The organism is Bacteroides sp. OF04-15BH (assembly GCF_003477995.1).
Taxonomy (GTDB): Bacteria; Bacteroidota; Bacteroidia; order Bacteroidales; family Bacteroidaceae; genus Paraprevotella.
On the sequence record NZ_QUEM01000032.1, the window covers coordinates 16,119 to 42,488 of the forward strand.

Annotated in this window: 35 protein-coding genes and 1 pseudogene; 22 read left to right on the forward strand and 14 right to left on the reverse strand. The window is 52.3% G+C overall.

From position 1 onward, the window contains the following. Window positions 1–79: 79 nt before the first annotated feature. From mobC to DXA74_RS16230, 4 genes are all read right to left on the reverse strand, one after another. Window positions 80–2,089 carry a conjugal transfer protein MobC gene (gene mobC / locus DXA74_RS12835; RefSeq protein WP_118528240.1) on the reverse strand — a complete coding sequence of 670 codons (2,010 nt, stop codon included), beginning with the start codon at window positions 2,087–2,089 and terminating at the stop codon, window positions 80–82. Between the two features lie 32 nt (window positions 2,090–2,121). Continuing rightward, complete coding sequence (mobB, locus tag DXA74_RS12840; RefSeq protein ID WP_118528242.1) at window positions 2,122–3,393, reverse strand: conjugal transfer protein MobB; 1,272 nt, start codon at window positions 3,391–3,393, stop codon at window positions 2,122–2,124. Beyond that, entirely contained in the window at window positions 3,390–3,842 is a 453-nt protein-coding gene (gene mobA / locus DXA74_RS12845) for a conjugal transfer protein MobA (protein ID WP_118528280.1), read from the reverse strand. The genes mobB and mobA overlap by 4 nt, the downstream gene beginning before the upstream one ends. A gap of 155 nt (window positions 3,843–3,997) precedes the next feature. After that, window positions 3,998–4,492, reverse strand: a complete 495-nt coding sequence (locus DXA74_RS16230) for a hypothetical protein (protein WP_147401110.1) — start codon at window positions 4,490–4,492, stop codon at window positions 3,998–4,000. Between the two features lie 89 nt (window positions 4,493–4,581). Here DXA74_RS16230 and DXA74_RS12855 point away from each other — a divergent pair, with 89 nt between their 5' ends. The 20 genes from DXA74_RS12855 (at window position 4,582) to DXA74_RS12950 (ending at window position 19,806) form a co-directional block, all read left to right on the forward strand. Beyond that, window positions 4,582–5,343: a ParA family protein gene (locus DXA74_RS12855; protein ID WP_018709709.1), complete on the forward strand. Its 762-nt coding sequence runs from the start codon at window positions 4,582–4,584 to the stop codon at window positions 5,341–5,343. Between the two features lie 4 nt (window positions 5,344–5,347). Then, window positions 5,348–5,758 (forward strand): DUF3408 domain-containing protein, encoded by a 411-nt coding sequence (locus DXA74_RS12860; RefSeq protein WP_018709710.1) that lies wholly within the window; start codon window positions 5,348–5,350, stop codon window positions 5,756–5,758. A 29-nt stretch (window positions 5,759–5,787) separates the two neighbouring features. Beyond that, on the forward strand, window positions 5,788–5,976 hold the full coding sequence (locus tag DXA74_RS12865) for a hypothetical protein (RefSeq protein ID WP_118528246.1): 189 nt from the start codon (window positions 5,788–5,790) through the stop codon (window positions 5,974–5,976). Between the two features lie 3 nt (window positions 5,977–5,979). Further along, entirely contained in the window at window positions 5,980–6,678 is a 699-nt protein-coding gene (locus DXA74_RS12870) for a conjugal transfer protein TraD (RefSeq protein ID WP_118528248.1), read from the forward strand. A 178-nt stretch (window positions 6,679–6,856) separates the two neighbouring features. Continuing rightward, a complete protein-coding gene (locus tag DXA74_RS12875) occupies window positions 6,857–7,168 on the forward strand; it encodes a DUF4134 domain-containing protein (RefSeq protein ID WP_018709713.1) in 312 nt (103 codons plus the stop codon). 36 nt (window positions 7,169–7,204) lie between these two features. Beyond that, window positions 7,205–7,537 (forward strand): DUF4133 domain-containing protein, encoded by a 333-nt coding sequence (locus tag DXA74_RS12880; protein WP_018709714.1) that lies wholly within the window; start codon window positions 7,205–7,207, stop codon window positions 7,535–7,537. Further along, a complete protein-coding gene (locus DXA74_RS12885; protein ID WP_118528250.1) occupies window positions 7,534–10,050 on the forward strand; it encodes a TraG family conjugative transposon ATPase in 2,517 nt (838 codons plus the stop codon). The genes DXA74_RS12880 and DXA74_RS12885 overlap by 4 nt, the downstream gene beginning before the upstream one ends. A gap of 43 nt (window positions 10,051–10,093) precedes the next feature. After that, on the forward strand, window positions 10,094–10,771 hold the full coding sequence (locus DXA74_RS12890; RefSeq protein ID WP_118528252.1) for a hypothetical protein: 678 nt from the start codon (window positions 10,094–10,096) through the stop codon (window positions 10,769–10,771). Between the two features lie 95 nt (window positions 10,772–10,866). Then, window positions 10,867–11,289 (forward strand): DUF3876 domain-containing protein, encoded by a 423-nt coding sequence (locus DXA74_RS12895; protein ID WP_005650202.1) that lies wholly within the window; start codon window positions 10,867–10,869, stop codon window positions 11,287–11,289. A gap of 38 nt (window positions 11,290–11,327) precedes the next feature. Beyond that, the gene (locus tag DXA74_RS12900; RefSeq protein ID WP_117673135.1) at window positions 11,328–11,966 is read left to right on the forward strand and encodes a DUF4141 domain-containing protein; all 639 of its coding nucleotides are present in this window, start codon (window positions 11,328–11,330) and stop codon (window positions 11,964–11,966) included. 3 nt (window positions 11,967–11,969) lie between these two features. Continuing rightward, entirely contained in the window at window positions 11,970–12,998 is a 1,029-nt protein-coding gene (gene traJ, locus DXA74_RS12905; protein WP_005650205.1) for a conjugative transposon protein TraJ, read from the forward strand. Window positions 12,999–13,090: 92 nt separating this feature from the next. Further along, window positions 13,091–13,714, forward strand: coding sequence for a conjugative transposon protein TraK (traK, locus tag DXA74_RS12910; protein ID WP_118528254.1), 624 nt, complete (start codon window positions 13,091–13,093; stop codon window positions 13,712–13,714). 4 nt (window positions 13,715–13,718) lie between these two features. Next, window positions 13,719–14,021, forward strand: coding sequence for a TraL conjugative transposon family protein (locus DXA74_RS12915; RefSeq protein ID WP_199666176.1), 303 nt, complete (start codon window positions 13,719–13,721; stop codon window positions 14,019–14,021). Further along, the gene (gene traM / locus DXA74_RS12920; RefSeq protein ID WP_118528256.1) at window positions 13,996–15,318 is read left to right on the forward strand and encodes a conjugative transposon protein TraM; all 1,323 of its coding nucleotides are present in this window, start codon (window positions 13,996–13,998) and stop codon (window positions 15,316–15,318) included. Before DXA74_RS12915 ends, traM begins: the two co-directional genes overlap by 26 nt. Before the next feature lie 63 nt (window positions 15,319–15,381). Next, complete coding sequence (gene traN / locus DXA74_RS12925) at window positions 15,382–16,380, forward strand: conjugative transposon protein TraN (RefSeq protein WP_370448512.1); 999 nt, start codon at window positions 15,382–15,384, stop codon at window positions 16,378–16,380. Beyond that, window positions 16,377–16,934: a conjugal transfer protein TraO gene (locus DXA74_RS12930; protein ID WP_118528258.1), complete on the forward strand. Its 558-nt coding sequence runs from the start codon at window positions 16,377–16,379 to the stop codon at window positions 16,932–16,934. The genes traN and DXA74_RS12930 overlap by 4 nt, the downstream gene beginning before the upstream one ends. Before the next feature lie 8 nt (window positions 16,935–16,942). Further along, a complete protein-coding gene (locus tag DXA74_RS12935; RefSeq protein ID WP_118528260.1) occupies window positions 16,943–17,836 on the forward strand; it encodes a DUF4116 domain-containing protein in 894 nt (297 codons plus the stop codon). Continuing rightward, window positions 17,833–18,756 carry a toprim domain-containing protein gene (locus tag DXA74_RS12940; RefSeq protein ID WP_118528262.1) on the forward strand — a complete coding sequence of 308 codons (924 nt, stop codon included), beginning with the start codon at window positions 17,833–17,835 and terminating at the stop codon, window positions 18,754–18,756. Before DXA74_RS12935 ends, DXA74_RS12940 begins: the two co-directional genes overlap by 4 nt. 5 nt (window positions 18,757–18,761) lie before the next feature. Next, entirely contained in the window at window positions 18,762–19,280 is a 519-nt protein-coding gene (locus DXA74_RS12945; protein ID WP_118528286.1) for a DUF3872 domain-containing protein, read from the forward strand. 7 nt (window positions 19,281–19,287) lie between these two features. After that, window positions 19,288–19,806, forward strand: a complete 519-nt coding sequence (locus tag DXA74_RS12950; protein ID WP_118528264.1) for a lysozyme — start codon at window positions 19,288–19,290, stop codon at window positions 19,804–19,806. A 60-nt stretch (window positions 19,807–19,866) separates the two neighbouring features. On the opposite strand, the gene DXA74_RS16235 is transcribed toward DXA74_RS12950, so the two are convergent. The 10 genes and pseudogenes from DXA74_RS16235 to DXA74_RS13000 all read right to left on the reverse strand — a co-directional run bounded on the left by DXA74_RS16235 (window position 19,867) and on the right by DXA74_RS13000 (window position 24,270). Continuing rightward, on the reverse strand, window positions 19,867–20,430 hold the full coding sequence (locus DXA74_RS16235) for a hypothetical protein (RefSeq protein WP_147401111.1): 564 nt from the start codon (window positions 20,428–20,430) through the stop codon (window positions 19,867–19,869). Window positions 20,431–20,693: 263 nt separating this feature from the next. Then, window positions 20,694–20,999: a hypothetical protein gene (locus DXA74_RS12960; protein ID WP_005650230.1), complete on the reverse strand. Its 306-nt coding sequence runs from the start codon at window positions 20,997–20,999 to the stop codon at window positions 20,694–20,696. Window positions 21,000–21,052: 53 nt separating this feature from the next. After that, window positions 21,053–21,256: a hypothetical protein gene (locus DXA74_RS12965; protein ID WP_021908424.1), complete on the reverse strand. Its 204-nt coding sequence runs from the start codon at window positions 21,254–21,256 to the stop codon at window positions 21,053–21,055. A 62-nt stretch (window positions 21,257–21,318) separates the two neighbouring features. Further along, window positions 21,319–21,558: a hypothetical protein gene (locus DXA74_RS12970; RefSeq protein ID WP_005650234.1), complete on the reverse strand. Its 240-nt coding sequence runs from the start codon at window positions 21,556–21,558 to the stop codon at window positions 21,319–21,321. Continuing rightward, window positions 21,555–21,776: pseudogene (locus DXA74_RS12975) on the reverse strand (DUF3873 domain-containing protein). The gene DXA74_RS12970 and the pseudogene DXA74_RS12975 overlap by 4 nt, the downstream one beginning before the upstream one ends. Before the next feature lie 12 nt (window positions 21,777–21,788). Then, window positions 21,789–22,046, reverse strand: coding sequence for a hypothetical protein (locus DXA74_RS12980; protein ID WP_022232584.1), 258 nt, complete (start codon window positions 22,044–22,046; stop codon window positions 21,789–21,791). A 26-nt stretch (window positions 22,047–22,072) separates the two neighbouring features. Continuing rightward, window positions 22,073–23,353, reverse strand: a complete 1,281-nt coding sequence (locus DXA74_RS12985) for a PcfJ domain-containing protein (protein ID WP_118528268.1) — start codon at window positions 23,351–23,353, stop codon at window positions 22,073–22,075. A gap of 1 nt (window position 23,354) precedes the next feature. After that, entirely contained in the window at window positions 23,355–23,765 is a 411-nt protein-coding gene (locus tag DXA74_RS12990; RefSeq protein ID WP_118528288.1) for a PcfK-like family protein, read from the reverse strand. A gap of 7 nt (window positions 23,766–23,772) precedes the next feature. After that, complete coding sequence (locus tag DXA74_RS12995; RefSeq protein ID WP_118528270.1) at window positions 23,773–24,030, reverse strand: hypothetical protein; 258 nt, start codon at window positions 24,028–24,030, stop codon at window positions 23,773–23,775. Between the two features lie 18 nt (window positions 24,031–24,048). After that, entirely contained in the window at window positions 24,049–24,270 is a 222-nt protein-coding gene (locus DXA74_RS13000; protein WP_005650250.1) for a hypothetical protein, read from the reverse strand. Between the two features lie 30 nt (window positions 24,271–24,300). Here DXA74_RS13000 and DXA74_RS13005 point away from each other — a divergent pair, with 30 nt between their 5' ends. Next, on the forward strand, window positions 24,301–24,597 hold the full coding sequence (locus DXA74_RS13005; protein ID WP_075317796.1) for a hypothetical protein: 297 nt from the start codon (window positions 24,301–24,303) through the stop codon (window positions 24,595–24,597). Between the two features lie 1,249 nt (window positions 24,598–25,846). Next, complete coding sequence (locus DXA74_RS13015; protein WP_147401113.1) at window positions 25,847–26,353, forward strand: hypothetical protein; 507 nt, start codon at window positions 25,847–25,849, stop codon at window positions 26,351–26,353. The last annotated feature ends 17 nt before the right edge of the window (window positions 26,354–26,370 follow it).

Below are 26,370 nucleotides of genomic sequence, written 5' to 3' on the forward strand. Positions count from 1 at the left end.
AAAAAGGAAAATCCGTAACACGACAGGGAAAGGCTGTACGTGCTACGGATTTTCTCTTTTCATCTGACCGTATATCCGGTTATCTGCCGCTGAGGAGGTATTGCAGTTCGGGGTCGGACTGTATGCGCTGCAACTCATCAGCGACAATCTGCCGGACCTCGGCACGGATACGGTTGTAGTTATCCTGGATCATCTCCTTCATGCGGTCGTTGCCGCCGGCATCGGTAAAGTCGGTGATGACGGGTATAGGCCGGTAAGCCTGTTCCTCACGCTTCACTTTCTCGGCATCGACCACAATCTCGCAATGGAAAATCTTCTGTTCGATACGCTCGTCATAGTTGTCGGCGACGGCTCCCACGAACATGCCCTGCGTGAGCGTGGAAATCTTGCTCGCCGGGATAAGACTCTCCATCTGCGTATTGATGGAAGTGGACTTGTCCTCGCGGTTGATGGTGATGCTCTGCCGCCTCTGGAGAATCTTGCCGAAACGCTCGGAGAGGGTCTTGGCGGTCTCGCCCACGACTTGACCGGAAAAGATGTTGCCGACGGTGTTCATGACCACGGCGGCCTCCTTGTCGCCGTAGTCACGCTTGAGCTGGGAAAAGTCCTGAAAACCCAGCAGGGTGGAAACCTTGTTGCTTCGGGCGGTGGCAATCAGGTTGTCCAGCCCCTTGAAGTAAATCGTGGGCAGTTCGTCGATGATGATGGAGGACTTCAGCCTGCCCTTCCTGTTGACGAGCTTGACGATGCGCGAGTTGTACAGCCCCAACGCCGCCCCGTAGATATTCTGGCGGTCGGGATTGTTGCCGACACATAGAATCTTCGGCTCGTCGGGATTGTTGATGTCGAGTGTGAACTCACTGTCGGACATGACCCAGTAGAGTTGCGGGGAAATCATGCGCGAGAGCGGAATCTTCGCCGAGGCTATCTGACCGGCGAGCTGTTCCATCGCCCCGCCCTGCCAGGCGTCCATGAACGGAGAAAGGTAGTTCTCCAGTTCGGGATAACTGGTGAGAATCGGGAACAGGTCCTCGTAACGGCGGTTGAGCAGCTCGATGGCATGGGGAAAGGTGCAGTATTTCCCGTCCTGATAGATACGGAGGAACCATATCACGGCGGCGAACAGGATAATCGGAGACTCGACAAAGAAGTCGCCCTGCTTCTGCACCCAGGTCTTGTTCAAATTGAGCATTATCGTGTAGGCACTCTCGTAAGCATCGGTGATGTCCTCCATGAAATCCGGATGGATGGGATTGCAGCGGTGCGAGCGCCGCGGGTCGTCGAAGTTGATGACGTAGAACTTCGGCCTGACCCTGTATGCGTCCATGTGGTTCAGCAGGTGGTTGTAGGCGATGGTGGAAAGGTCGCTGAACTTGAAGTCGTAGATGTACATCGCAAAGCCCTTCTCAATCTGCTGTTTGATAAAGCTGTTCACCACGGCATAGGACTTTCCGCTGCCCGACGTACCCAGTACGATAGTGGCACGGAACGGGTTTACCACATTGATATAGCCATTGTTCCACTTCTTCCTGTAGTAGAAACGTGTGGGCAGATTGACGGAATACCCGTTCTCCATGAGGCGGGTCTCCTGCATGAAACTCTCGTTCTCGACATTGAACACGTCTTCCATGAGGTTGGTACGCAAAAGACGGCTCATCCATGTGCCCGCCATGAGCAGGCAGACATAGCCCGCCGCCATCGAAGCGGTGTAAAGACCCGCAACCGCCTCTACCGGAAGCGGCAGGGAGAGCACCCACCAGTTGCCGAAGAACAGCGCCAGCCCCGCGGCAAGTACCGCCCAGATCCGGCGCCAGGTGATTTTTTCCTCCTTGACACCCTTCGTGCCGAGGCACGAGAGCGCAAGCAGAAGAAGGGCAAAGAGCTTCGTGTAGAGAATGTGATGGAACAGTCCGGCGGTACGGTCGAAGTTCATCAGTACCCGGTCCACGACACCTATGCCGATGCCCCACAGCCTTACGGCTTCGTAACAATACCAGTAAAGGTGGATGACCACCAGAATAATGCTTACGGCACGGAGAAAATCCATGATTTTCGCCAGTGCCCTCAAATCGTCTTCCTGTTGTGACATAATCTGTTTCTGTTTTCAAGTGAATGACTGAATTATAATCCCTGCCCCTTGCGGCGTTTTTTCTGCCTGCGCCTGAGGTCGCGCTCGAAGGCGGCTTCCTCGGCCTGTGCGCCCGAAGCATCGCCACCGAGCAAGCCCAAGCCGGAGGAATACCCCTCGTCGTATTCCACGGCGGGACGGGTGTCGGGCTGCTGCCCGTCCACGGCGATGGTGAACGGTATGGGCGGAGTGCCGGCATACGGCAGGGTGAAATGCTCCTGCAGGGCATTGGCGGAAAACTCCCTGCCCAAGCGCGAGCCGTTGAGCACACAGCCCGTGCGGTGGTCAATGAAGGTCGCCCCGTAGATGCGCCCTTCGTCGGTATGGCGGAACACCACATCCACACCTTTCGCTTTGAGCAGGGCGACAAACTCCTCGCGGCGGTATGTCCGGGCGAGCGCGGCGGCGACGGTCTTACGGGTTATCTCCGCCAGACGTTTATCCCGAATTTGTCCTTTGGAAAATTCAAACCTGCGCTGCACGGCTTCGTAGCCGACAGACTTGCCGATGCGGGAAGCCTTGAAGGGAGTGCCGGTCCTGTTGCCGGAATCGCCGGTGGCGGACGGGTTGTTGAACGATAGCGAAAAATAGACCAGCCCGTGGTACTCGCGCCCGTTCACGATGCCGTGGGCTTCCTCCACGGTGACGTTGTAGAGCGAGAGAAGGGCACGATATTCGCCCATTGTCTGGAACCTGTAGCCTGCCATGACAGCCTTGACGACATTCGATACCTGCCGCCTGACGTCGCCCTGCGAGGTGTCCACCGGGCGGAGCGGATTGTCGGTACGGTGCTGCCGGCGGTCTGCCGGGTGCAGCCCGTATTTCTTTTCCAGCTCGGAGGTGATGCGCCTGCTGCGGCGGTGGATGAAATCGCGGTTGAGCCGTCGTCCCTGCTCGTCCACATTGACGGAGACGATATGCAGGTGGTGGCGGCTGATGTCCTCGTGTTTGAAGACAAGGTAAGGCTGGTCGCCGTAGCCCAGCCTGTCGAGATACTCGCGTGCGAGCTGTTCCAGCTCCACGTCGGTCAGGCGGTCGTCGGGGTGCGGATTGAGGGAAATATGGATGACCTTATTCCGAGTGCGCACCTGCTCCGGCATGAAGCGCATGAAGTCCTGCTCGGCACGGGCTATGTCCACATGTCCGCTGCCGTCGTCGAAAATCCGGTTTACGGCAAGGAGCCTGCCTTCGCCTTCGTTCACCTTCTGCCCGTTGTAGGCAAGCGCACCGTACAGTGACGTGCCTACGGTAATTTTCGCTATCATGACTTTTCCTCCTTTTCCGACAGCTTCTGCCAGAACTCACGTGACAGTTCCATGACCTGCTGCGTCAGGGCGGCCAACTCCCCGGTACACTTCTCCAGACGGTAGAGCAATGCCATCGCCTTCTTCTCCGAAAAATGACAGCGCAGCTCCCTGACCACCTGGTTGTAGTTGTTGCCTACCATGCGGTACTGCGCATGGAAAGCGGAGAGCTTCGTACAGTAATCCAGCAGCGTCCTGTCCGTGACCAGTACCCGGAAGGGCTGCCTGAAAAAGTGCGCTTTGAGAAACACCGCCCTTGCATATACGCCGGACTTCTCGTGCATGGAGAGGAACTTCAGCCATTCCTCATTGTCGAAACGCACCATCACGCAGTGCGACTTGCGGCTTTCCTTGGGATGCCGCCCCCATTTGGAGCCTTCCGCTCCGTTTCCTTTACCATTTCTGTTCATCTTACATAAGGATTTAGTGGTTTGTATAAAAATGTGCCGGACGGCAGCATCCGCAGACACGGCGCAGCCGGGAGACAGGCTTCCCGACTCCGGAGAGGAAGCCCCTCCCCGCATGGGGCAAGGTCGTTTCCGGGAGTAACCGGAAACCCTTTGAGTTACTCAAAGGACACCTTGCTATTAGCGGTTGCTAATAAGAATCCGTCCGCGACGGATTGGAAAGCTAACCTGCCATCACCCACGGGACAGGGTACCGGCCAACCGGTACCCCGGAGCTGCCCAAAAGAGAAAACGGAAGCCCGGCATACACCAGAGGCGTCAGTCTGCCGTCGTGGGTGCAAAGTTAGGGTACGGGACAGAGCCGCGGAACCGCCGGAAAAAGCCACAGACTTCCACATCGGTGCCAAATGCTGCCACGAAGACCCGAAGTGATACAGATACGGGAAAATGCCCCTTCCTTTGCGGACAGGAAAACCGGCACGCCCACCAGCCGGCACGCCGCATTGTCCGCCACACTGCCAGTATGCCTGCCTGCCGGCACGCAGGCATACCGGCGGGAACACGGACAGGCAGACCGGGGAACCGGCACGCCGGCAATGGTACACACAGGCTGACGGGCATGGAGACAGCCCGGCGTGCGCAAGGGCCGGCATCCCGGCCGCCAAGCGGACACGCCAGTGCGGAGGCAGGGACGCCTGCCGGGAAAACAAACTGATGTATAACGAACAAAAGACAAGGAAGCATGAAGAAAGAACCCCTGTTCATCGCCTTCTCCACCCAGAAGGGAGGAGCCGGCAAAACGACACTCACCGTGCTGATGGCGAGTTACCTGTATTATGTGAAGGGATACGACGTGGCAGTCGTGGACTGCGACTATCCCCAGTTCAGCCTGAAGGACATGCGCGAGCGTGACCTGAAGAACATCGAACGCAACCCGCACCTGCGCAGGGCTGCCTACGAGCAGTTCAAACGCCTGGGCAAACGTGCGTACCCGATAGTCGGGAGCCGTCCGGACCATGCGGTGGAAGCGGCAAGGCCGTTTGTGGAATCGGAGACACCGCCCGACTTTGTATTCTTCGACCTGACGGGTACGGTAAACAACATGGGACTGATAAAGACGGTGGCGACGATGGACTACATATTCTGTCCCATAGCCGCCGACCGCTTTATCATGGAAAGCTCGCTGAAATATGCGGGCATACTGAACGACACGCTGGTGACGACGGGAAAGTCGAACATAAAGGGCATCCGCCTGCTGTGGAACATGGTGGACCGGCGCGAGAAGACCGACCTGTACGACATCTACGAGAAGGTAATCGCCGGAATGGGGCTTGAGGTGCTGAAGACGAGCCTGCCGGACAGCAAGCGTTTCCGCAAGGAAGGTGCCGAGGAAGGCGACCGCCCGCTGTTCCGCTCGACGCTGCTGCCTCCGGACAGGACACTGGCAAAGGGCAGCGGCATAGACGCACTGGCGGAAGAGATACTGGAAATAGTAAACCGCTGAACGGATGGCAAAGAAACTCGATGTCGATATTGATCCCGGCAAGTTTCTGGACTCGTTCCGTCCGGAGATGCCCGCGTCCGCCCCCGAGGTGGAGGACAAGGCAGAAGCAAATGCAGGCGGAAAACCCGCAGCAGAGAGGACAAAGGCTCCACAGAAGACCCCAAGGACCGGAAAGGGAAAGGAAGAGGAATATCTGGAACGCTTCCTGAACGCCCCGAAAATTCCGGTATGCTCCGGCAAGACAGCCTATATACGCAAGAGCTACCACGAGCGGATACAGCGCATCGTGCAGGTTATCGGCAAGAACGGGCTTACCCTGTCGGTCTATGTGGACCGCGTACTGGAAGAGCACTTCCGCGAGTATGAGGAAGTAATACGCAAGCTCTACAAAAAGAGCTATGAGGACATTTACTGATTATTCATCCAAAAAGAAAGGAAAAGACAATGGGAAGATTTTTCAAGACAGACAGGAAAAAGGAGACACACGGCAGGTTCACGCTCCCCGTGCGTGCCCTGGCCGGTGACGGCAGCACCACAGGCGGACAGAGAGGGAACATACCGGAAGAACACCCGCAGACATCCGGGGACGGGACCGCCTCCCTGATGTGCCGGGAAAAACCGCAACCGCTTTAGCCTATGGCGACGCTGCTGATAGTGCTGCTGATGGCCTTCAACATGTGGATGGTCATCTACCTGACCTGGGAACGCAGAACGGGAGACACAACCCGAGAGAAGAACGGAAAGGACGGCGGGAACAGGACGGCGGCTTCCGAGATCGTGGGCAGAAGCCGCTTCAGGATGCCGGAAACGAAGCCACAGACTGCCATACCTGCGCCAAATGCCGCCACGGAAATACGAAGCGAAGAGGTGGACGAGAAGGACGTTACCTTTGCCGACGAAGCACAGGAGGACGGCACGGACGCACACCGCCGCCGGATACCGGACGAGGAGCTGGACGAGGTGTTTACGGACAGACGGGTGTCGGACATAGCCGGATATGACGGGGACGAAGAGCCGGATGCGGAACCGGATACTGCCGAAGGGTTCACGTTTGAGGACATCGACCTCGCCGTACGCACGGTGAAGAAAGCGGACGCCACGGGAGATGAACGGCGCCATGCAGGAATGGTATTCTGCGAAATGAAGGGCAACGAGCTGTTTGCCCTGATAGAACGCAGCTCGGAGGCGACACGCAGGAGACTGGACGAACTGATGGACTACTATCTGGACTCCGTAACGGTTGTACAAGCTGCTCCCGTCCGGGCAACAGTACGGAAAGAAGTTCCTGCCGTACCGGACAACTTTGAGGATTTCAATATCCGCGACTATGTATAACACTGTAAAAAACGTAACGAAGATGCGAAAAAAGAAAATTGACTACGGCTGAAATCCCGGCCAGCCACCGGACCGCTAAATCCAGAAGCCGGCTTTATCCGAAGCCGCAAAAATTAAAGAAAAGTATCAACCGCCGAAGGGAATATCCCGCCCGGAGGCATAAAAACAAGAAAAGATTATGACAGAAACATCGAAGAAAAAACAAATCATTCTGGCAGTCCTTCTGACGGCTGCAAACATTTCCGCCTTTGCACAGGGCAACGGCATGGCGGGCATCACGGAGGCAACCAATCTTGTGACCTCATATTTCGACCCGGCGACAAAGCTCATCTATGCCATCGGCGCGGTAGTGGGACTCATAGGAGGCATCAAGGTCTATGGCAAGTTCTCGTCCGGTGATCCGGACACGAGCAAGACTGCCGCAAGCTGGTTCGGAGCCTGTATCTTCCTGATTGTAAGCGCAACCATCCTGCGCTCGTTCTTCCTCTAAACAGGCATTTCCATTATAAAATAAGATAAAAGGACAATGGCTGAATACCCGGTAAACAAGGGCATCGGTCGTCCGGTGGAGTTCAAGGGGCTGAAGGCGCAGTACCTGTTCGTGTTTGCGGGCGGGCTGCTTGCCGCCTTCCTCTTGTTTGTCATCCTGTACATGGCGGGCGTGAGCCAGTGGGTCTGCATCGGCCTGGGAGTCACGGCGGCTTCCGCCGTGGTATGGCTCACGTTCCGGCTGAACGCGAAGTACGGCCAGCACGGACTGATGAAGCTGGGCGCAGCACGGATGCGCCCGCGCTACCTGCTCCACCGCAGACGGGTGTCCCATCTGTTGAGACGAAAAAGGAAAGGAAGGAAAGAATGAGAAACGTAATGAAAGCCACCACACTGGAGAGCCGGTTCCCGCTGCTGGCGGTGGAACACGGGTGTATCATCTCGAAGGATGCAGACATCACCGCAGCCTTCGAGGTGGAGCTGCCGGAGGTCTATACCGTAACGGCGGAAGAATACGAGAGTATCCATGCCACGTGGTGCAAGGCAATCAAGGTACTGCCCGACTATTCGGTACTGCACAAGCAGGACTGGTATATAAAGGAGCTGTACCGCCCCGACTGGGAGAAGGAAGGTACGGGCTTCCTGGCACGGAGCAACGGGATGCACTTCAACGAGCGCCCGTTTCTGAGCCACAGGAGCTACCTGTTCCTGACCAAGACGACGAAGGAACGCATGAGGCGGCAGAGCAACTGGAGCACGCTGTGCCGCGGACATATCATCCCGAAGGAGATACAGGACAGGGAAACGGCGGTGAAGTTCATGGAGGCGGTGGAACAGTTCGCCCGCATCCTGAACGATTCGGGACACGTCCGCCTGCGCCGCCTGAGGGACGATGAGATTACGGGAACGGAAAAGGAAACGGGTATCATAGGCAGATACCTGGCACTGACGACGGAGGATACGGCGTGTCTGGAAGACATCGCCATGAGCGCGGAGGAGATGCGCATCGGCGACAAACGCCTGTGCCTGCACACGCTGTCGGACACGGAAGACCTGCCGGCTGCGGTAGCCACGGACAGCCGTTACGAACGGCTCTCGACCGACCGTTCGGACTGCCGCCTGTCGTTTGCCGCCCCGCTGGGACTACTGCTGCCCTGCAACCATATCTACAACCAGTACGTGTTTGTCGGCAACAGCGACGAGGAGCTGCGCCGCTTCGAGAAGTCGGCAAGGAACATGCAGTCGCTCTCGCGCTACAGCCGCCAGAACGCCATCAACTGCGAGTGGATAGAGGAATATCTGAACGAAGCCCACTCACAGGGGCTGAAGTCCGTCCGCGCCCACTTCAACGTGATGGCGTGGAGCGACGACACGGAGGAGCTGAAACGGATAAGGAACGACGTGGGGAGCCAGCTGGCCTCGATGGGATGCGTGCCCCGCCACAACACGACGGACTGCCCGACGCTGTTCTGGGCGGGCATACCGGGCAATGCGGCGGACTTCCCGGCAGAGGAATCGTTCCACACGTTTGTCGAGCAGGCGGTATGCCTGTTCGCCGGAGAGACCAACTACCGGGACTCGCCCTCGGCTTTCGGCATCCGCATGGCAGACCGCATCAGCGGCAAGCCGCTGCATATCGACATATCCGACCTGCCGATGAAGCGCGGCATCACGACCAACCGCAACAAGTTCGTGCTGGGACCGAGCGGAAGCGGCAAGTCGTTCTTCATGAACCACTTGGTCAGGCAGTATTACGAGCAGGGCACGCACGTGGTACTGGTGGACACGGGAAACTCCTATCAGGGACTGTGCGAGATGATACACCGCCGCACGCACGGAAAGGACGGCATCTACTTCACCTATACGGAGGAGAAGCCCATCTCGTTCAACCCGTTCTACACGGATGACGGGGTGTTCGACGTGGAGAAAAAGGACAGCATCAAGACGCTGCTGCTGACGCTGTGGAAAAGCGAGAACGAACCCGCCACGAAAACGGAATCGGCGGAGCTGGGAAGCGCGGTGAACGCCTATATCCAGCTGCTCGGTCAGGACAAGGGTATCGTGCCGTCGTTTGACTCGTTCTACGAATACATGCGGGACGTGTACCGCAAGGAAATGGAGGAACGCTACATCAAGGTGGAGAAGTCGGACTTCAACATCGACAATTTCCTGACCACCCTGAGGCAGTACTACCGGGGCGGACGCTACGACTTCCTGCTCAACTCGGCGGAGAACATCGACCTGCTGCACAAACGGTTCGTGGTCTTCGAGATTGACTCGATAAAGGACAATGCCGAGCTGTTTCCGGTGGTGACCATCATCATCATGGAGGCGTTCATCAACAAGATGCGCCGGTTGAAAGGCGTAAGGAAACAGCTGATTGTGGAAGAGGCATGGAAAGCCCTTTCTTCGGCAAACATGGCTGATTACCTGCGCTACATGTACAAGACGGTGAGAAAGTATTTCGGGGAGGCGATTGTGGTGACACAGGAAGTGGACGACATCATCAGCTCGCCCATCGTGAAGGAAAGCATCATCAACAACTCGGACTGCAAAATCCTGCTGGACCAGCGCAAGTACATGAACAAGTTCGACCAGATACAGTCGCTGCTGGGTCTGACGGAAAAGGAGAAGTCGCAAATACTCTCGATCAACCAGTCCAACGACCCGTCGAGGCGGTACAAGGAGGTGTGGATAGGACTTGGGGGCACGCACTCGGCGGTATATGCCACGGAGGTGTCGATGCAAGAGTATCTCGCCTATACGACGGAGGAGACGGAGAAGATGGAAGTGCGCGAACTGGCGGAGAAACTGGGAGGCGACATGGAAGCTGCCATCCGTCAGGTGGCGGAGCGACGGCTGGAGGAACGGACGGGACAATGAACCGGCAGGAAATATACAGTAAATGAAAAATAGAAAATGATTTATGAACCAAAAGACTGACAACATGTACATTGATGACCGATACAGCGATGAAGCGCTGCGGAAACGGGAGGAAATCCGAGAGCATATCTCATGGTTCCGTGAGTTCCTGACATTCGGGACTTCGCTACCGGAACATATCAGAAGGCGATACGGACTGGAAGAAGACTACCAGCGGTACAAGAAACTGGAAATACAGGTTCACCGGATGCCTGCTGAACAGGACTGCAGGGGATATGGGAAGGAGCAACGCATGAAAGAACTGTGCGAGGCAGGAAGAGCCAAGGGAAAAATCACTCTTGCGGTGGAAAAGGCTTACGAAAGCATCTGCCCCGCTCCGGCAAGGGACTATCTGGAAGAAAAATATCAGGAACTGCTCTATCTGAGAGGTATGGTGTACCGGAAAGACTATGACGACCCGATGTGGTACAAGCCGGAAATCCTGAACAAATACGGCATTGACCACAAGGGACCGCGCGAAACGGTGCTCAAGCAGGTGGAAAAGGCATACAGGGAACTGGATGCCCGATTCTGCCGGATGACGGGCAAGAAGCCGGATGCGGACGAACTGTTCGGCAAACCCGCAGTACGGCAGTCGGTACCTGCACAGAAGGAGGCGCCGGAGAATGGCGCAAGGGAAAACCGCATGTGCAGGCGTAAAGGCAGAAGACCGGGATTCTGACGGAAAAGGAAACCGGGCGGACTCCGGCTACGGAAAAGACGAAAAGAAAAAAGGATTGAAAAAATGAAAGAACAAAACTTAAAGAAGACAAGAAAATGAACATCAAACTGACAAAGACCGAAAGGCTGCTGCTGTGCGGCGGTCTGATAGGCATGGCATCGCTGATGCTGCAAGCCTGTGATATAATGGCAAAAGAAGACGGCGACACCCGCGACAGAATCTGCGGAAACTGGGAAAACGCGGAAGCCGGTCCCGACATACTGGTGTACAGGGAGGGAGAATCATATAAGGTGACACTGTTCAGACGCAAGGGCGTACGCCGCGTACTGAGACCGGAGACCTATCTGCTGCAGAGGGAGGAGAACGGCAACCTGTATATGAACACGGGGTTCCGCATTGACGTGGCATACAACGAGGAGACGGATGTGCTGACATTTTCGCCGGGCGGTGACTATGTCCGGGTGAACACGGATGCAGGTGACGGCGAAAGGACAAAGGAGAAAGAGAATATGCAATAGCAACTTAACGAACCACTAAATCCAAAAAAAGAATGAGAATGAGACAGAAACTGAAAATACCGCTGATTGCGGTCTGCCTGTGCCTTGCGGGGACAGGCGGGGCAAATGCCCAATGGGTGGTGTCCGACCCCGGAAATCTTGCGCAGAGCATCATCAACTCCGCCAAGGAGATGGTGGAGACAGCCGGGACGAAAGCCAACACCCTGAACGGCTTTCTGGAAACGAAGAAGGTGTTCGAGCAGGGAAAGGCGTATTACGACGCACTTAAATCGGTGCACGACGTGGTAAAGGGCGGTGCGAAGGTGGCGAAAAGCATCTCTCTGGTAATGGAAATATCGGAAATCTATGTGGACAACTACCAGAAGATGCTTTCGGACGAGAACTACACGCCGGAGGAGCTTGCCGCCATCTCGTCGGGCTATGCGATGCTGATAGACGAAAGCTCGGACGTGCTGCAGGACCTGAAGAATGTGGTGAACGTGACGGGCATGTCACTGACGGATGCGGAAAGGCTCGCCGTCATAGACAATGCCTACCGCAGCCTGATGAACTACCGCAACCTCGTGCGCTACTACACGAACAAGACCATATCGGTGTCGTACCTGCGGGCGAGAAAGAAGAACGACATGGACCGGGTGATGGCACTCTACGGGAACTCCAACGAAAAATACTGGTAGCCTATGGGAGAGTTTGACAACCTGCACCAGATACTCCTCTCGCTGTATGAGGAGATGATGCCGCTCTGCTCGGACATGGCAGGAGTGGCAAAGGGGCTTGCCGGACTGGGCGCCCTGTTCTATGTGGCGGTGCGCGTATGGCAGTCGCTCGCCCGTGCCGAGGCGATAGACGTGTACCCGCTGCTGCGGCCGTTTGCCATCGGACTGTGCATCCTCTTCTTCCCGACCATCGTGCTGGGAACGATGAACTCCGTTCTGGGAGTAATCGTACAGGGGACGCACTCGATACTGGAGGAACAGACCTTTGACATGGAGAAGTACAGGGAACAGAAAGACAGGCTGGAATACGAGGCGATGATGCGCAACCCGGAAACCGCCTATCTCGCCTCGGACGAGGAGTTCGACCGCCAGATAGACGAGCTGGGCTGGTCGCCGTCGGACATGATCACCATGACGGGCATGTACATGGACCGTGCGGCGTACAACATCAAGAAGAGCGTGCGTGACTGGTTCCGCGAGCTGCTGGAGCTGATGTTCGCAGCTGCCGCCCTTGTCATCGACACGCTCAGGACGTTCTTCCTGGTGGTGCTGTCGATACTGGGACCCGTCGCCTTCGCCTTCTCGGTATGGGACGGCTTCCACTCCACGCTTTCGGCATGGTTCAGCCGCTACATACAGATTTACCTGTGGCTGCCCGTCTCCGACCTGTTCAGCACGATACTGGCGAAGATACAGATACTGATGCTCCAGAATGACATCGAGGCGATGCAGGCAGACCCGAACTTCTCGGTAGAGGCGAGCAACGGGGTGTACATCGTGTTCCTCGTTATCGGCATCGTGGGATACTTCACCATCCCGACGGTAGCCGGATGGATAATCCAGGCCGGTGGCGGAGTGGGCAGCTACAACAAGAACATCGGTACTGCGGGCGCCCTTGGCGGCAGTCTGGCGGGTGCGGCAGCCGGAAACGTGGCGGGACGCACGGGCAAGTTTATCAGAAAACAGGCAGGACGGCTGCTGAAAAGAAAATAGCCTGATAACCGGGGCGGTACCCTGGCATAGCTGCTGTGCCACCCCGGGAAAGCATACCAAAATGATTTTACAAACCATAAAAAACAGAAAGAATGGAGTTCAAGAGCCTGAATAACATAGAAACGAGTTTCCGGCAGATACGTCTGTTCGGAATCATCTACACGGCGGTATGTGCCGCCATCGTCATCTGCTCGGTGGTATGCGCCTTCCGCTTCGCCGAAGCGCAGAGGCAGAAGATATACGTACTTGACGGGGGAAAGAGCCTGATGCTCGCCCTCTCGCAGGATCTGTCGCAGAACCGTCCGGCGGAAGCAAGGGAGCATGTGCGCCGCTTCCACGAGCTGTTCTTCACCCTCTCGCCGGAGAAAAGCGCAATCGAGCACAACGTGAAGCGTGCGCTGCTGCTGGCGGACAGAAGCGCGTACAACTACTATGCCGACTTTGCGGAAAAGGGATTCTACAACCGCATCATCGCGGGGAACATCAACCAGGTGCTCCAGGTGGACAGCGTGGTCTGCAACTTCGACCGCTATCCCTACGAGGCACGCACCTACGCAAGGCAGATGATCATCAGGGAAAGCAACGTGACGGAGCGCACGCTGGTAACGACCTGCCGGCTGCTGAACGCGAGCCGCTCGGATGACAATCCGAACGGGTTCACCATAGAGGGATTCACGATACTGGAGAACAGGAACATCAGAAGCATGGAGAGATAGGCGTATGGGAAAGATGAATATTCTGACGGGAAAATGCGCTGCCGTTCTCAGGGAAAAACTGCACAGGAGACTGGACGCACTGTCGCCGAAGGCAAGGCTGGCGACGGTGGCAGTGATGTCTGCCGCCTTTGCCGCAGGCTGTCTGTACATGACCGCCACCGCCATTGCCGGCTTCGGGAAAGGAAACGGGACGATGGAGATACGGCACATGAAGAAACCGGAACTGCCGCAAAAAGCGGATTTGCAGGAAGCGTATGAACATTATCATAAAAACAGGATATATGGAAAAGGAACAGAAAAGGAATGAGACAAAAGAGAAAAGACCGCTGACGGAGGAACAGCGCCAGCGGAGAAAGAAGATGCTGGTCTATCCGCTGATGGTGCTGACCTTTCTGGGGTGCATGTGGCTCATCTTTGCCCCCTCGCAGAAGGACGGCGGAAAGGAACGGCAGGGACTGGGATTTAACACGGACATGCCCCTGCCGGAAAACTCCGGAATCATCGGCGACAAGGCGAAGGCATACGAACAGCAGCAGCTGGAGAACAGGAAGAAGGAACGCCGGGGCATGGTGGGCGACCTGTCCGCATTCTGGGACGACAAGACGGAAGGAATGGACACGGCAGACGGAACGGACGACTGCCGCCTGGCACAACCGGAAACATTGCCGAAGACGGGCGGAAGCGGAATACAGACAGGCATCCGCTCCTCGGCTGCCGCCAACGAGCGGCTGAACACCTCGCTGGGTACGTTCTATGAGCCGCCGAAAGAGGACGCCGAGAAGAAGGAGCTCAGGCAGCGCATCGACGAACTGGAACGCATGGTCATGGAACAGGAGAAACAGCCCGCAAGGATGGAGGAACAGGTCGCCCTGCTGGAGAAGTCGTACGAGCTGGCGGCGAAGTACCAGAACGGAGGAAACAATGCCGGGCAGACCGCACGTACCGATGGGACGGAAATGACGGAAAGCAATGCCGGCGAAAATAAAATGAAGGCTGAACCAGTGAGCGGCGTGCGCCCGTCAACGGTGTCCGCCCTGCCGCAGCCCCTGACAGATTCCGCCTTTATAGCGGACTACGGGGGCGAAAGGAACTACGGGTTCTACACTGCCATCGGCAGTACGGAGGCACCGGGAAAGAACACCATAGCAGCCTGCGTGCAAGGCGACCAGACGGTAACGGACGGACAGACGGTAAGGCTGCGGCTGCTGGAGCCGATGCGGGTGTCTGGACGGACAATACCAAGGAACACGCCCCTTGTGGGGACGGCACGCCTGCAGGGTGAGCGTCTGGAGATAGGCATCGGCTCGCTGGAGCATGAGGGAACCATCGTAGGTGTGGAACTGGCGGTGTACGACAGCGACGGACAGGCGGGCATCTTTGTGCCCGGCTCGATGGAAACGGACGCGGCAAAGGAAATCGGGGCGAACATGGGCAGTTCGCTCGGAAGTAGCATCAACATCTCGACCGACGCGGGGGCGCAACTCGCCTCCGATCTGGGAAAGGGAGTGATACAGGGAGTCTCGCAGTATATATCGAAGAGGATGCGCACGGTAAGGGTGCATCTGAAATCGGGATACAGGGTGCTGCTGTATCAGGAAAAATAGACAACAAGAGACGAAAGGAAAAAGAACAGTCAAATTTTATCAACCACTAAATCCAACGTAAAAATGAGTATCAGAAAAGTAATGATGAAGTTTGCCCTTATGACGGGCATTGTCTGTGCAGGACACGCACAGGAAGTGAAAAACGACAGCACCGCCACCACAAAGGCGGAGGAGCTGAAACTGGTAAAGGATGTCTATCCGCAGACGGAGGAAAACGGCGACCTGTATCACGGACTGACCAGGAAGCTGATGTTTGACCGCATGATACCGCCGCACGGTCTGGAGGTCACGTATGACAAGACGGTACATATCCTGTTTCCCTCGGCAGTGCGCTATGTGGACTTGGGTTCTCCCAACCTCATAGCGGGCAAGGCTGACGGTGCGGAGAACGTCATCCGCGTAAAGGCGACGGTAAGGAACTTCCGCACGGAGACGAACATGAGCGTCATCACGGAGGACGGGTCCTACTATTCGTTCAACGTGAAATACGCCGATGAACCGCTGCTGCTCAATGTGGAGATGAAGGACTTCATCCATGACGGCAGCACGGTGAACCGTCCGAACAACGCGCAGGAAATCTATCTGAAGGAACTGGGAAGCGAAAGCCCCATGCTGGTGCATCTCATCATGAAGTCGCTGCACAAGGAGAACAAGCGCAAGGTGAAGCACATCGGCTGCAAGCGTTTCGGCATCCAGTATCTGCTGAAAGGGATATATGTCCACAACGACCTGCTTTACCTGCACACGGAGATAAAGAACCAGAGCAACGTGCCGTTTGACGTGGACTACATCACGTTCAAGATTGTGGACAAGAAGGTGGCGAAACGAACCGCCATCCAGGAACAGGTGCTGTTTCCGCTCCGCGCGTACAACTATGCGGTGCGTGTGGCCGGGAAAAAGTCCGAGCGCACGGTTTTCTGCCTGCAGAAGTTCACCATCCCCGACGGCAAGCAGCTGGTGGTGGAAATGAACGAGAAGAACGGCGGGCGTCACCAGACGTTCACCGTGGAGAACGAAGACCTGGTACAGGCTGAAACCATCAACGAACTGCGTGTACGATGAAAGGCAAGGCAGTGTTTTTAGCAATGCTTCTGTCCGTCCTTCTTGCAGGACGGGCGGAAGCCCAGCGATGCCTGCCGAAGATGCGGGGCATTGAGATGAAAGCCGGAATGACCGGGTCGGACGGATACTGGCTGGGAGCCGCACTGTCGAGCTATGCAAGGGGCGGCAACAAATGGGTGTACGGGGCAGAATACCTGCAGACCAACCATCCGTACAGGAGCGTGAATGTTCCCGTGGCACAGTTCACGGCGGAGGGAGGTTTCTACTACAACTTCCTGTCGGATGTGAAAAAGACGGTGTTCTTCTACGCGGGGGCGTCAGCCCTTGCCGGATACGAGACGGTAAACTGGGGAGAAAGGACGCTGTATGACGGGGCAAGGCTGAACAACAGGGACGGCTTCGTCTATGGCTGCGCCGCCACACTGGACATGGAGCTGTATCTTGCGGACTTCATCGCACTGACGGCTTCGGTAAGGGAGCGTTTCCTATGGGGCGGCAGTACGGGCGTGTGCCGCACGGAGTACGGGATAGGTATAAAGTTCATCATCAACTGACGGCAATCATGAAGAAGGAAGCGATAAAAAAGGAATGGCATGTACCGGAGAAGTACCATGCCCAGGTACGGGAAAAGCCGGAGACCTTCTATAACGTTCCGCACGAATACCGCAGCCCGCAGCTCTGTCTGGAGGCGGTGCGCGGATGGGGATACAATCTGGGAATAGTGCCGGAAGAAATGAAGACACGCGAGATGTGCCGGGAAGCGTTCAACGCCAGTCCCGACCTCGATTATGGGCATTGCGCCATCATCGGCTTCATGCCTTTTGCGGACGTGGTACTCGAATGCCTGAAGGACTCCGCCGGAGGAACGGACATGACGGATCTTGCGGCGACTGTCCGCCCGGAAGTCATGGACAGGGAGATTGCCGGTTTTCTTGTCGGGAAGGACGGGCACTGCCTGCAGTATGTACCCGTGCACCTGCAGACGGAAGAGCTTGCGCTGATGGCAGTCAGGACATCGGGGAATGCGGCGCTGCTGCACCGCAGCGTACGTGAGGACATCAAAACGGAAAAGGTCTATATGGCAGGTATGGAAGAGGACTGTTTCCAGTCGTTCCTGCATATCCCGCCGGACAGACGCACGCCGGAAATATGCCTCGTGGCGGAAAAGCTGTATCCGGACGTGGTACGGGCAAGGCCGGACTCCATACCGGAGGCGGTCAGGAACGGATGCAACATATATACGCTGGGGAATCTGCTGGAAAAGGCCTGCGGTGAGAGATTCGATGCAGGTACGGTAAAGCGGGTCTATGAAGGCAAGCCGCTGCGGGTGAAGCAGTTCACCACACCGACAGGAGTGATGAACGATACGGTTATCCGCTTCTCGAAGGAGAACAGCCGTTTCCAGTATGACCAGCCTCATAAGAACAGGATGATAAAACGGGGGATGAAGCCATGAGTACGGAAACGGAAATAGACAGAATGAAGAGGATACCGATTGAGGAGTTCCTCGCACGGCTGGGCCATTCGCCCGTGCAGCGCAGGACAAACGCGCTGTGGTACAAGGCTCCGTACAGGGAGGAACGCACGGCGTCGTTCAAGGTGAACATGGAGCGAAACCTGTGGTATGACTACGGACTGGGCAAGGGCGGCAATATCTTCGCCCTTGCCGGGGAGTTCATCCATTGCGATGATTTCCTCTCGCAGGTAAGGTATGTGGCGGAAGTGGCGGGTATGCCGCTGCCGGAAAAGAAGGTGTACCACCCATGCGAAGCGAGGCGGCCGGTAGAGCCGTCCTTCGAGAACGTGGAGCTGATGCCGCTCCAGAACCGGGCGCTGCTCAGCTACATGCAGGAAAGGGGCATATCGTCGGGGGTGGCCATCGGCGGATGCAGGGAGATACACTACACCACACACGGGAAGCGGTATTTTGCCGTGGCATTCGGTAACGGAGGGGGCGGCTATGAGATACGCAACCGCTTCTTCAAGGGATGCCTGCCGCCCAAGGATGTGACACTGCTGGCTTACGGTTCGGCAAGCTGCAACCTGTACGAGGGTTTCATGGACTATCTGTCGGCACGTGTGCTTGGAATTGGAAACGGTGAAGACCACCTCGTGCTGAACTCGGTGTCGAACCTGACGAAGGCATACAGGCATCTGGACGGTTACGGGAAGCTGCAATGTCACTTTGACAATGATGAAGCCGGACGGAGGACGCTGGAAGCCCTGCGTGCACGGTACGGCGGAAAGGTGACGGACTGCTCCGGACTGTACGGCGGCTGCAAGGACCTGAACGACTATCTGCAAAAGACGCTTGCCGAAAGGCAGGCATGGCGGGAAAACGAAAAGAAAGGAAAAAACAACGGAATAAAATTATAATGATTATGGACATGAACAGACTTAAAGATGGAATAAGAGTAAAGGTAAATACAGTAAAAATGCTGGCAGTCTTCTGCGCCGGACTGCTTTCTATCGGCATGACGGCCTGTGATGATGGGCTGGACGTGACGCAGGCTTATCCGTTTACGGTGGAAACGATGCCCGTACCGAAGGAGCTGGCAAAGGGTGAAACGGCTGAAATCCGCTGCGAATTGGTACGTGAGGGCGAGTTTGACGGGGCGGTCTATACCATCCGATATTTCCAGTTTGACGGCGAAGGTACGCTGAAGCTCGACAACGGGCTGGTGTTCCAGCCCAACGACCGTTATCTGCTGGAGAACGAGAAGTTCCGCCTGTACTACACATCGGAGTGTGACGAGTCACAGAGCCTGACCATTACGGTGGAGGATAATTTCGGGAACTCTTTTGAATGGGAAACGGACTTCAACAACGATTCGGATGCGGAAGAGGTTCCGTCCGGGAACGATACGCTGAATACGGTGAAAGGAGGTGTCTATCAGTAAGGGGGTAATGAAAAGGCTGCTTGCTCCGGCGGTGCTGGCGGTTGCTTTTTCCGCCAGCCTGCCGGCGCAGAATACGGGTACGGTTGGGACACCCGCCTCGTTCAAAGATGAAGCGAAGGCGGAGTTAGCCGTCGAGCTGATTAAGAAATACGAAGGACTCCATGACCGTTCTGATTATCCGTACTACGGTTACGGACATTGTAAACTTCCGGGAGAGGAACTGTCCTATGATATGACGGAGGCGGAAGCGGAAAAACTGCTGATAAGGGATTTGGAGAAGCGTTACAGGTTGTTCAGCAAGTATGGGAAAGATGCCCTGATCCTGACCGTACTCAGCTACAATGTGGGTCACGGAACTCTGCTCGGATATGGGAAACACCCGAAAAGCCGTCTGCTGAAAAAGCTGGAAGCCGGTGACAGGGACATCTATAAGGAGTATATATCCTACTGCCACTACAAGGGACGGAAAATCCGCTCGATAGAGCGGCGACGGAAGATGGAGTTTTTGCTGCTGTATGAGAGATGACTTCGAACGAGGGGAAACGTCATAAAAACACATTCATAATGTCGCTTCCCCTCTTCCTTTTTAGATTTTACCTAATTCTATTTCTTCTATTAGTTCCTTAATGTTCTTCATTTTTCTTTGTATTGAGCATGGTATATATTTCCCGTTTTTGTTTATGCTAGGAATAAATCCATCCCCTTCTTTAAATAAAGTCAAAGTTGTATTTTGAGTAATATCTTTTGTATAAGTTTTATCACTCGATTCAAGAAATCCCATATCTAAAAGCTCTTGCTCAAGAATTGGATCTGTATTTACATAAACGTGATCTTCAACTTCACAATCATCAATGTTGATTGTTTTTGAGTGCAAAACAACTTCAAATCTTTTAAATAATATGAAAAAATCTTGTATAGACATATCCTCTATTACAAGAGCTGATAAGGAGTTATTTTTTTCTCTATCTTGACATAAAATTTCAACATTACAAAAATAATCACCATACGAAGTATAAAATTTAGCCCCAATAGGGTGGTATCTATTGGTATCAACATTAATTCCATTAAGGTATTTTTCTAATGTTGTGTAATCGCTAATATCAGCTGCCGCTGTTCCTAAAAAATCATTGTATTGAACGTATGCTTTCATATTTAAACACATTTAAAGTTATATTTAATAAAAAACAAAAATAATACCATTTTAAAAGATATGTCATATTGACATATAAAACCTTTAAAAAGTGACAACACGACATGCGATGTGCCATATTGACATTTAAAAGGTAGAAAAAATGCTGAACCATGAAAAAGACTTCCGTTAGTGGAAGTCTTTGAAACAGCGGTTTCTTTGCTACTTTCTTTGTCCGCCTTCTGCTCACCGAAAGAAAGTAGGGCGGCTCTCGCCGCCTCTGCCTAAAGTCGGGTGTAAAGTCCCGTTACATCCGTGAAAATCTGTTGGAGCATATCAAAGTACACTCCCTCATATTTGGCTATCTCCTTGACCTTGATGTCCGCATACTTCGTCAGTGTCTGACGATAGAAATACATGGTGTATGTATCTGTGTCCTCATCCAATATGATTTTCAGTCTGTTGGCTGACGTCTTGTTCCTTGCAAGGCTCATTTGTAGTCCGTTGCCCAAATTGATATAGTTACGGCTTCCCGTCATGACTGTAAATCCATGACCACCCAACTGCTGTAAGATTGTATTCGCTATCATCTGTATATGAATTTAAGTTATTGTCAATGGGTGGCTTTTGCCACCCGATTTTTTTATACGTTCATGCTCTGCCTTATATGCTCCAATGTGCGCTCGGCAATGGGTCGTGTTTCCTCCGTCCAAAGGTCATAGTCATGTACGGATATTCCCACACTCTGCAAGTCACGGATATAGCCGGACACATAATCTCCCGTAGGGAGGTAAACGAACTGCATCCATGCGTCCCTGCTGTCTGTCAATATAAAATAGTATTTCATGCTCTTTCTGTTTTATGGGTTATCTGTTTCGGGTGCGGGCGGTATTGTGTACCGCCACACCTTTAGTATTCTTTCATTTCGGCAATGGGGGTATATTTTCTGAGCCATTCCACCACATGCACCATGTTGTATTCGGAAGTAATGACTGCCGTATGTTCGTTTATCGGAGTCATTCTTGTACTTTCGTAGCTTTCTATCCATTCCTTTAGTGTTGCCACATCACAAGTATCGGTACACATCATATCCAAAATTCTGATAGGGTCGCTGAATGTCACAATCAAAGTATCATAGTATGCTGTCATAATCTGTCCTCCTTTCCTTTTATCCATTCATCACGCAGGTGTCTGCACTCCTTCAATGTCGGTCTCACGCAAGAGAAAAGTTCTCCGTCCGTGTGTCGGTAGTCATACTGGAAAAGGGTTGTTCTTTTCCGTCTGATAGTCGTTTGGTACTTTTCGTACTTCTCAGTACCTGCCGTCTAGCAGGTACTCACTCCGTTGATGGTCATTCTTGTTGTCATGGTAGTCATTTATTAAAATTCAACAATCAGCAGTCGGTTCTCCATTACCTTTTCGGGGTCGGTTATCATCCTTTGGGCTACCCAAAGGTGATGCGCTCCGAAGCCGTAGGCGAACAGCCTTCCGAAGTTCTCGTTTTCTGAAAGTTTCGCCATTGAATTGCGGATTTCCTTTTCACTGAAACTCAAGGACAAGGTGTTTATCAGACTGACAAAGATGTCGGTAACTTTCTCGTCCCATAATATCAGTATGTTTTCTATCTTTATTTCCATATCATGTATATTTTGAAGTCTATAAATCAAGCACTCATCCGTTTGCGGATAAGTTCGGCATTGCTCTCTACAAGGCTGATGATGCGGTCGTGGTATTCGGTATTGGAATTGCATACACCTCTGCTCTGTACCACCTTGAATGTTGTCAGTGAAACCTCTACCGTTTCAATGCGTTTGCCGTCAATGGTTGCGGAAAGTATAAGAGAGTCTGTCCTCTTGTGATAGCTTCCCACACAATGGTGCATCAGTTTTCCTTCAAGTTGCATTTCCGCCACACTCTCAATGACCTTTACAAGAATAAGGTTGTCGGTAAACACAAGTCCGAAGAACTTGCCTTTGGACTTCAGATAATTCTTTTCGTCCTTGACCAACTGCTCCCTGCGTTGCTCCGCTCTTTCCCTTTCAATCTGTTCTTCGCGTTTTCTGACAAGTCGGTCATGTGCCTTTTTCAAGTCTGTCGGACAAACATATTTTGGGCAGTGGGTATCTTTCCCAAAATGTCGGAGCAGTCTTACAAGGTCACACCACATGGAGGCATCTGCAATATGATAGCCGTTTCGGATACAGATTTTTATGGAGTTCCAATATTCATGTAAATTGATATTTGATATGACGGCATATCTGAACATTTCTGTCTGTCCCGCTTTAAGCAATGTTTCTTTTTTGCTGTCGGTCAGAATGGCGGTAAAAAATTCGTATGGGGTCAGTTCGTGGAATGCTCCCTTGAAGCCGTTTCGTTTTAATTCGGGAATGATGCGCATTGCCGGATAAGTCTTGTATGCGTCTATGTTGTATGCTTTCAGCATCTTGTTGCTGCGCAAATCCATATCGCTCCATTCAGTCCAAAGGTCATAGTACATCGTGTGCATGGCTCTCAGTCGGGCAATAACTTCGGTCTTTCCGTTTGGGGCAATCCACCATTGCACCACCTCCCTTATGGAATACTCTGCCTTCTGTCCCACCTTGTATGTTGCTCCTACCATAAAGTAGCGCAACACTTGATAGCCTTTTCGGGTCGTAATGATTTCATAATATGCGCTGTCCCTGAAAACTCTCTTTCGGGTATCAAGTATTTCAAGTTCCTTTCCGCAATGGGGACAGCTACAGCCACATATAGTTTCTGCAAGAGTGTGTCCGCCTTTCCAACGGTGTCCACATTCCGAACAAGTGATAGTTCCGCCTTTTGTGCGGTAGGCATGATGCTTGAAGCAATGTTCAAAAGCGTATGCTTTCTGCTTGTCTGTCAGTTCGGGCAGTCCGCTTGACAAACGGACTACTTCTTTTTGTATGCGTGTTCTCGGTTTCATATCAAAAATCAAATAATGAGGGTTGGACTTGTGTTTCTTTTTTCGCTGTCGGCTTGTTGCGGTTCTGTAGCTTTTGGAGTTCCATCTGCTGATATTGGGCAACCGCCTTTCTTCTTGCTTCCTGCTTTTCCTCTTCTGTCAGTTCCACCACATGGTTTACAACTACTTGACATTGTATAGGCTTGCCTACTTCAATCTCGTTTTCATCGTAATAGTGAATGGCTTGTCCGTAAACCTCTCCGTCTGAAAAGCCGTTGCAACCGCTTTTCTGCACATAGTTCAGAATGTATGTGACACAATCGTCTATGTTCTTGGCTGGGTTGCGGTAGCTTTTGGCGAATAGTTCATCTTCCGCTGCTCTCTGCTCCAAAAACATCTGTATGGTTCGTTTGAAATGGTCTGTTCCTTTCATCATAATCTCAAATTTTAGTCGGGTTGTCGCTCAAATAAAGTATCTCGCAATCTTCCACTTCTGTGGGAAGTCCGAAAAGGGGGTAATGGGTGAAATAAGGCTGTGCGTTCCCTTCTTCATTTGTGAGGGGTGAAACATCTTGTACTTGCCATTGCTTCATCCATCTGTCTATTGTCTGAACTTCATCGTCTGTGAGTGCGGTTGCATCGCCATTGATGATATAGGCTAAACTCCATGTGGGTATCTTTTCCGTTGTCCTGTTCATATCCGTTCCTTTATGTGGTCAGACAATCTCTTGTAAAATCTCTGTGTGGTATTGTGGGGGGCATTCCACCAAAAGAAAACCGATAAAGTCCTTTCTCGCTTCCTTGTTGAGTTCGTGATATAGCCTTCTTAGGGTTGAATGGTTGCCGTTGATGTAGGTTTCCACCATATACTCAAAGATGTTGTCCACTTCGTAAAACCTGCATTGCTGCGCTGCTGTCTTGCTGTATCTTCTTGCCATATCCTTATTTGTTAAATAGTTAATAACCAAATGAAAAAGCCGATTGCCGCCATTACTGAAAATAGGGAGATTAGGATGCCGAACATGATGCTCAACATGCCGAATAGGATTTCTCCTATGATACCTACTACCAAACTGCCAGCACAAAAGGCTATGTTTGATGTTGTCGTTACTACTGCGGATAATGCTTTCCACAATACCTTTCCGATGTCACTCAATATCATTCTCATATTTTCCGATTTTAGATTGTTGATTACCTTGTTCGGATTTGGAGTGGGCGGTTTCTTTTTCTTTTCGCCTCTCTGTATGTCCGATGTTTTCTTGTGACGTCTTCCGACCGCATTGGTCGTTTTCGTTTCGGGGGCTTCTCAAAGGTTAGGGACTAGGATTAGCAAATTTTTTAGACAAAATACTACCCCTGAAAGGGTGTGGAGATTTTTCGACAAAAAATTTGAGTTCCTAATCCCGTCTTTACCTTTGCCCCAAGCAACGAAAATGACACCAGATGCCGTCCTGGATGGCGGCATGGAAACAGAGGCATACGCATAGAGAGGCGGAAAGGAAAAGGGAACAGATGTATTGGCATCAGCGCCATGTGGATAGATTAAGGGCTGTGCTACAAATAAGGGGAAAGTTGGCTTTCCGACCGCCGTGTGGAAGTCCTGTAACCGTCATTGTCATGCGTGCATGGCTTGCGGTTACTGGTGTTCCTCCGGTGGTACATTGTCGTAAAACGGGATTGTCTGCCGTTGCTTTGTCTGCAATGGAAGGCAAACTGGTTTTATGACACGGGCATTGTAGCCGAAAATGGTCACAAGAACAGATCCACGCTTGGAGTGTCCTGTAGAAGTGGCATTTTCGGCTACTTGTATATGGATGAAATAATGACTATAAGAACGGTTTTACCGTTTTAGTACAAGCATATAAAAGAAGTGCCCACGGCGATGGCAGTGTCATTTATGACATTGTGGTCGCTGTGGGCTTTTCTTTTGCTTGTACTGTTTCTGAAATCGGCTTTTGCGCATCAGGCAGAAGTGGTTTTCAGAAGGGAATTAGTCTAAACTAATTTAGATATGCGGTTGCAATTATTTTCGGTTTGCAGTCATGGGTATGGCGCTTTTCATTTATAGGATATGTGGTTGGCAATGAGTTCCGTTTTTGATTAAATAAAACTGAAAAAGAATATCGGTAGGAAACAGACGTAAGATTACTGTGTGTAGCATAAACAAAAAAGAAAGGGGGCTTGCTTTATCAGTCTGAATATTGCTTAGGTGTGAAGCAAACTTTTTTCTATGCTTATGCAATATAGTAGTAGGAACATGGTCGTCAATTGATTGATGATGACGCTCTTACAGTTCAAGAAGATTTTAGGGAAAAACTTGTTTGTAGAGCTTCAAAAATTAGATTTTATTTCAATATGTGCCATTAAAATTTGTACCTTTGTGTACGAAGAGTTTAAAGGTTGCGCAACACACACATAAAAATAAAGTAGCTGATAATTAATTTATAACCTATTACTGCTATGAGTTGATAACTGTAATTTATTTTCAATCACTTAAACATTTTGTAATTTTATATGACAACATATAAACAACCAGAGAAAGATAAATCCCGTATATTATTATGGAATCATGCTGTAGAATCGCTGACTTCTCTCAGGGATAGTAATCGCATCTTGAATACAACCTATATGGAGCATTTGTGGCTGTATTGTCAGCAGCAATTAAATGAAAAACTAGATATTGAAGCTTTTATTCAGTGGAAGCAATATGCAGATATTTGTTACCAGACCAAGAAGCCGGAAGAACTCAAAATTGCTTTCTTCTGCGGTAATGAACCAGAGAATGATGTAAAACATTTGCTTGGGTTAGGTGTAAGAATAGAGAATATTTATGCTTTTGAATGTGATTCAAGTTTGTTTAATCAGGCTGTAAAATCACTCCATAATACATATCCTTTATTAAAAATTTACAAGGGTAAGATTGAAGACTTTGCAGAATTACAGAATACGAAATTTGATATTGTTTATCTTGATTTTACTGGGAGTTTATTTAAAGAGTACCCGTTGGCGGAATTAATTTAGCGCATACTTAACCCTGC

What these genes read in the sequence shown, in the direction of transcription:
- mobC (WP_118528240.1), bottom strand. Translation starts at nt 2,089, where the DNA reads ATGTCACAACAGGAAGACGATTTGAGGGCACTGGCGAAAATCATGGAT.
- mobB (WP_118528242.1), bottom strand. Translation starts at nt 3,393, where the DNA reads ATGATAGCGAAAATTACCGTAGGCACGTCACTGTACGGTGCGCTTGCC.
- mobA (WP_118528280.1), bottom strand. Translation starts at nt 3,842, where the DNA reads ATGAACAGAAATGGTAAAGGAAACGGAGCGGAAGGCTCCAAATGGGGG.
- DXA74_RS16230 (WP_147401110.1), bottom strand. Translation starts at nt 4,492, where the DNA reads ATGCCGGCCCTTGCGCACGCCGGGCTGTCTCCATGCCCGTCAGCCTGT.
- DXA74_RS12855 (WP_018709709.1), top strand. Translation starts at nt 4,582, where the DNA reads ATGAAGAAAGAACCCCTGTTCATCGCCTTCTCCACCCAGAAGGGAGGA.
- DXA74_RS12860 (WP_018709710.1), top strand. Translation starts at nt 5,348, where the DNA reads ATGGCAAAGAAACTCGATGTCGATATTGATCCCGGCAAGTTTCTGGAC.
- DXA74_RS12865 (WP_118528246.1), top strand. Translation starts at nt 5,788, where the DNA reads ATGGGAAGATTTTTCAAGACAGACAGGAAAAAGGAGACACACGGCAGG.
- DXA74_RS12870 (WP_118528248.1), top strand. Translation starts at nt 5,980, where the DNA reads ATGGCGACGCTGCTGATAGTGCTGCTGATGGCCTTCAACATGTGGATG.
- DXA74_RS12875 (WP_018709713.1), top strand. Translation starts at nt 6,857, where the DNA reads ATGACAGAAACATCGAAGAAAAAACAAATCATTCTGGCAGTCCTTCTG.
- DXA74_RS12880 (WP_018709714.1), top strand. Translation starts at nt 7,205, where the DNA reads ATGGCTGAATACCCGGTAAACAAGGGCATCGGTCGTCCGGTGGAGTTC.
- DXA74_RS12885 (WP_118528250.1), top strand. Translation starts at nt 7,534, where the DNA reads ATGAGAAACGTAATGAAAGCCACCACACTGGAGAGCCGGTTCCCGCTG.
- DXA74_RS12890 (WP_118528252.1), top strand. Translation starts at nt 10,094, where the DNA reads ATGAACCAAAAGACTGACAACATGTACATTGATGACCGATACAGCGAT.
- DXA74_RS12895 (WP_005650202.1), top strand. Translation starts at nt 10,867, where the DNA reads ATGAACATCAAACTGACAAAGACCGAAAGGCTGCTGCTGTGCGGCGGT.
- DXA74_RS12900 (WP_117673135.1), top strand. Translation starts at nt 11,328, where the DNA reads ATGAGACAGAAACTGAAAATACCGCTGATTGCGGTCTGCCTGTGCCTT.
- traJ (WP_005650205.1), top strand. Translation starts at nt 11,970, where the DNA reads ATGGGAGAGTTTGACAACCTGCACCAGATACTCCTCTCGCTGTATGAG.
- traK (WP_118528254.1), top strand. Translation starts at nt 13,091, where the DNA reads ATGGAGTTCAAGAGCCTGAATAACATAGAAACGAGTTTCCGGCAGATA.
- DXA74_RS12915 (WP_199666176.1), top strand. Translation starts at nt 13,719, where the DNA reads ATGGGAAAGATGAATATTCTGACGGGAAAATGCGCTGCCGTTCTCAGG.
- traM (WP_118528256.1), top strand. Translation starts at nt 13,996, where the DNA reads ATGGAAAAGGAACAGAAAAGGAATGAGACAAAAGAGAAAAGACCGCTG.
- traN (WP_370448512.1), top strand. Translation starts at nt 15,382, where the DNA reads ATGAGTATCAGAAAAGTAATGATGAAGTTTGCCCTTATGACGGGCATT.
- DXA74_RS12930 (WP_118528258.1), top strand. Translation starts at nt 16,377, where the DNA reads ATGAAAGGCAAGGCAGTGTTTTTAGCAATGCTTCTGTCCGTCCTTCTT.
- DXA74_RS12935 (WP_118528260.1), top strand. Translation starts at nt 16,943, where the DNA reads ATGAAGAAGGAAGCGATAAAAAAGGAATGGCATGTACCGGAGAAGTAC.
- DXA74_RS12940 (WP_118528262.1), top strand. Translation starts at nt 17,833, where the DNA reads ATGAGTACGGAAACGGAAATAGACAGAATGAAGAGGATACCGATTGAG.
- DXA74_RS12945 (WP_118528286.1), top strand. Translation starts at nt 18,762, where the DNA reads ATGGACATGAACAGACTTAAAGATGGAATAAGAGTAAAGGTAAATACA.
- DXA74_RS12950 (WP_118528264.1), top strand. Translation starts at nt 19,288, where the DNA reads ATGAAAAGGCTGCTTGCTCCGGCGGTGCTGGCGGTTGCTTTTTCCGCC.
- DXA74_RS16235 (WP_147401111.1), bottom strand. Translation starts at nt 20,430, where the DNA reads ATGAAAGCATACGTTCAATACAATGATTTTTTAGGAACAGCGGCAGCT.
- DXA74_RS12960 (WP_005650230.1), bottom strand. Translation starts at nt 20,999, where the DNA reads ATGATAGCGAATACAATCTTACAGCAGTTGGGTGGTCATGGATTTACA.
- DXA74_RS12965 (WP_021908424.1), bottom strand. Translation starts at nt 21,256, where the DNA reads ATGAAATACTATTTTATATTGACAGACAGCAGGGACGCATGGATGCAG.
- DXA74_RS12970 (WP_005650234.1), bottom strand. Translation starts at nt 21,558, where the DNA reads ATGACAGCATACTATGATACTTTGATTGTGACATTCAGCGACCCTATC.
- DXA74_RS12980 (WP_022232584.1), bottom strand. Translation starts at nt 22,046, where the DNA reads ATGGAAATAAAGATAGAAAACATACTGATATTATGGGACGAGAAAGTT.
- DXA74_RS12985 (WP_118528268.1), bottom strand. Translation starts at nt 23,353, where the DNA reads ATGAAACCGAGAACACGCATACAAAAAGAAGTAGTCCGTTTGTCAAGC.
- DXA74_RS12990 (WP_118528288.1), bottom strand. Translation starts at nt 23,765, where the DNA reads ATGAAAGGAACAGACCATTTCAAACGAACCATACAGATGTTTTTGGAG.
- DXA74_RS12995 (WP_118528270.1), bottom strand. Translation starts at nt 24,030, where the DNA reads ATGAACAGGACAACGGAAAAGATACCCACATGGAGTTTAGCCTATATC.
- DXA74_RS13000 (WP_005650250.1), bottom strand. Translation starts at nt 24,270, where the DNA reads ATGGCAAGAAGATACAGCAAGACAGCAGCGCAGCAATGCAGGTTTTAC.
- DXA74_RS13005 (WP_075317796.1), top strand. Translation starts at nt 24,301, where the DNA reads ATGAAAAAGCCGATTGCCGCCATTACTGAAAATAGGGAGATTAGGATG.
- DXA74_RS13015 (WP_147401113.1), top strand. Translation starts at nt 25,847, where the DNA reads ATGACAACATATAAACAACCAGAGAAAGATAAATCCCGTATATTATTA.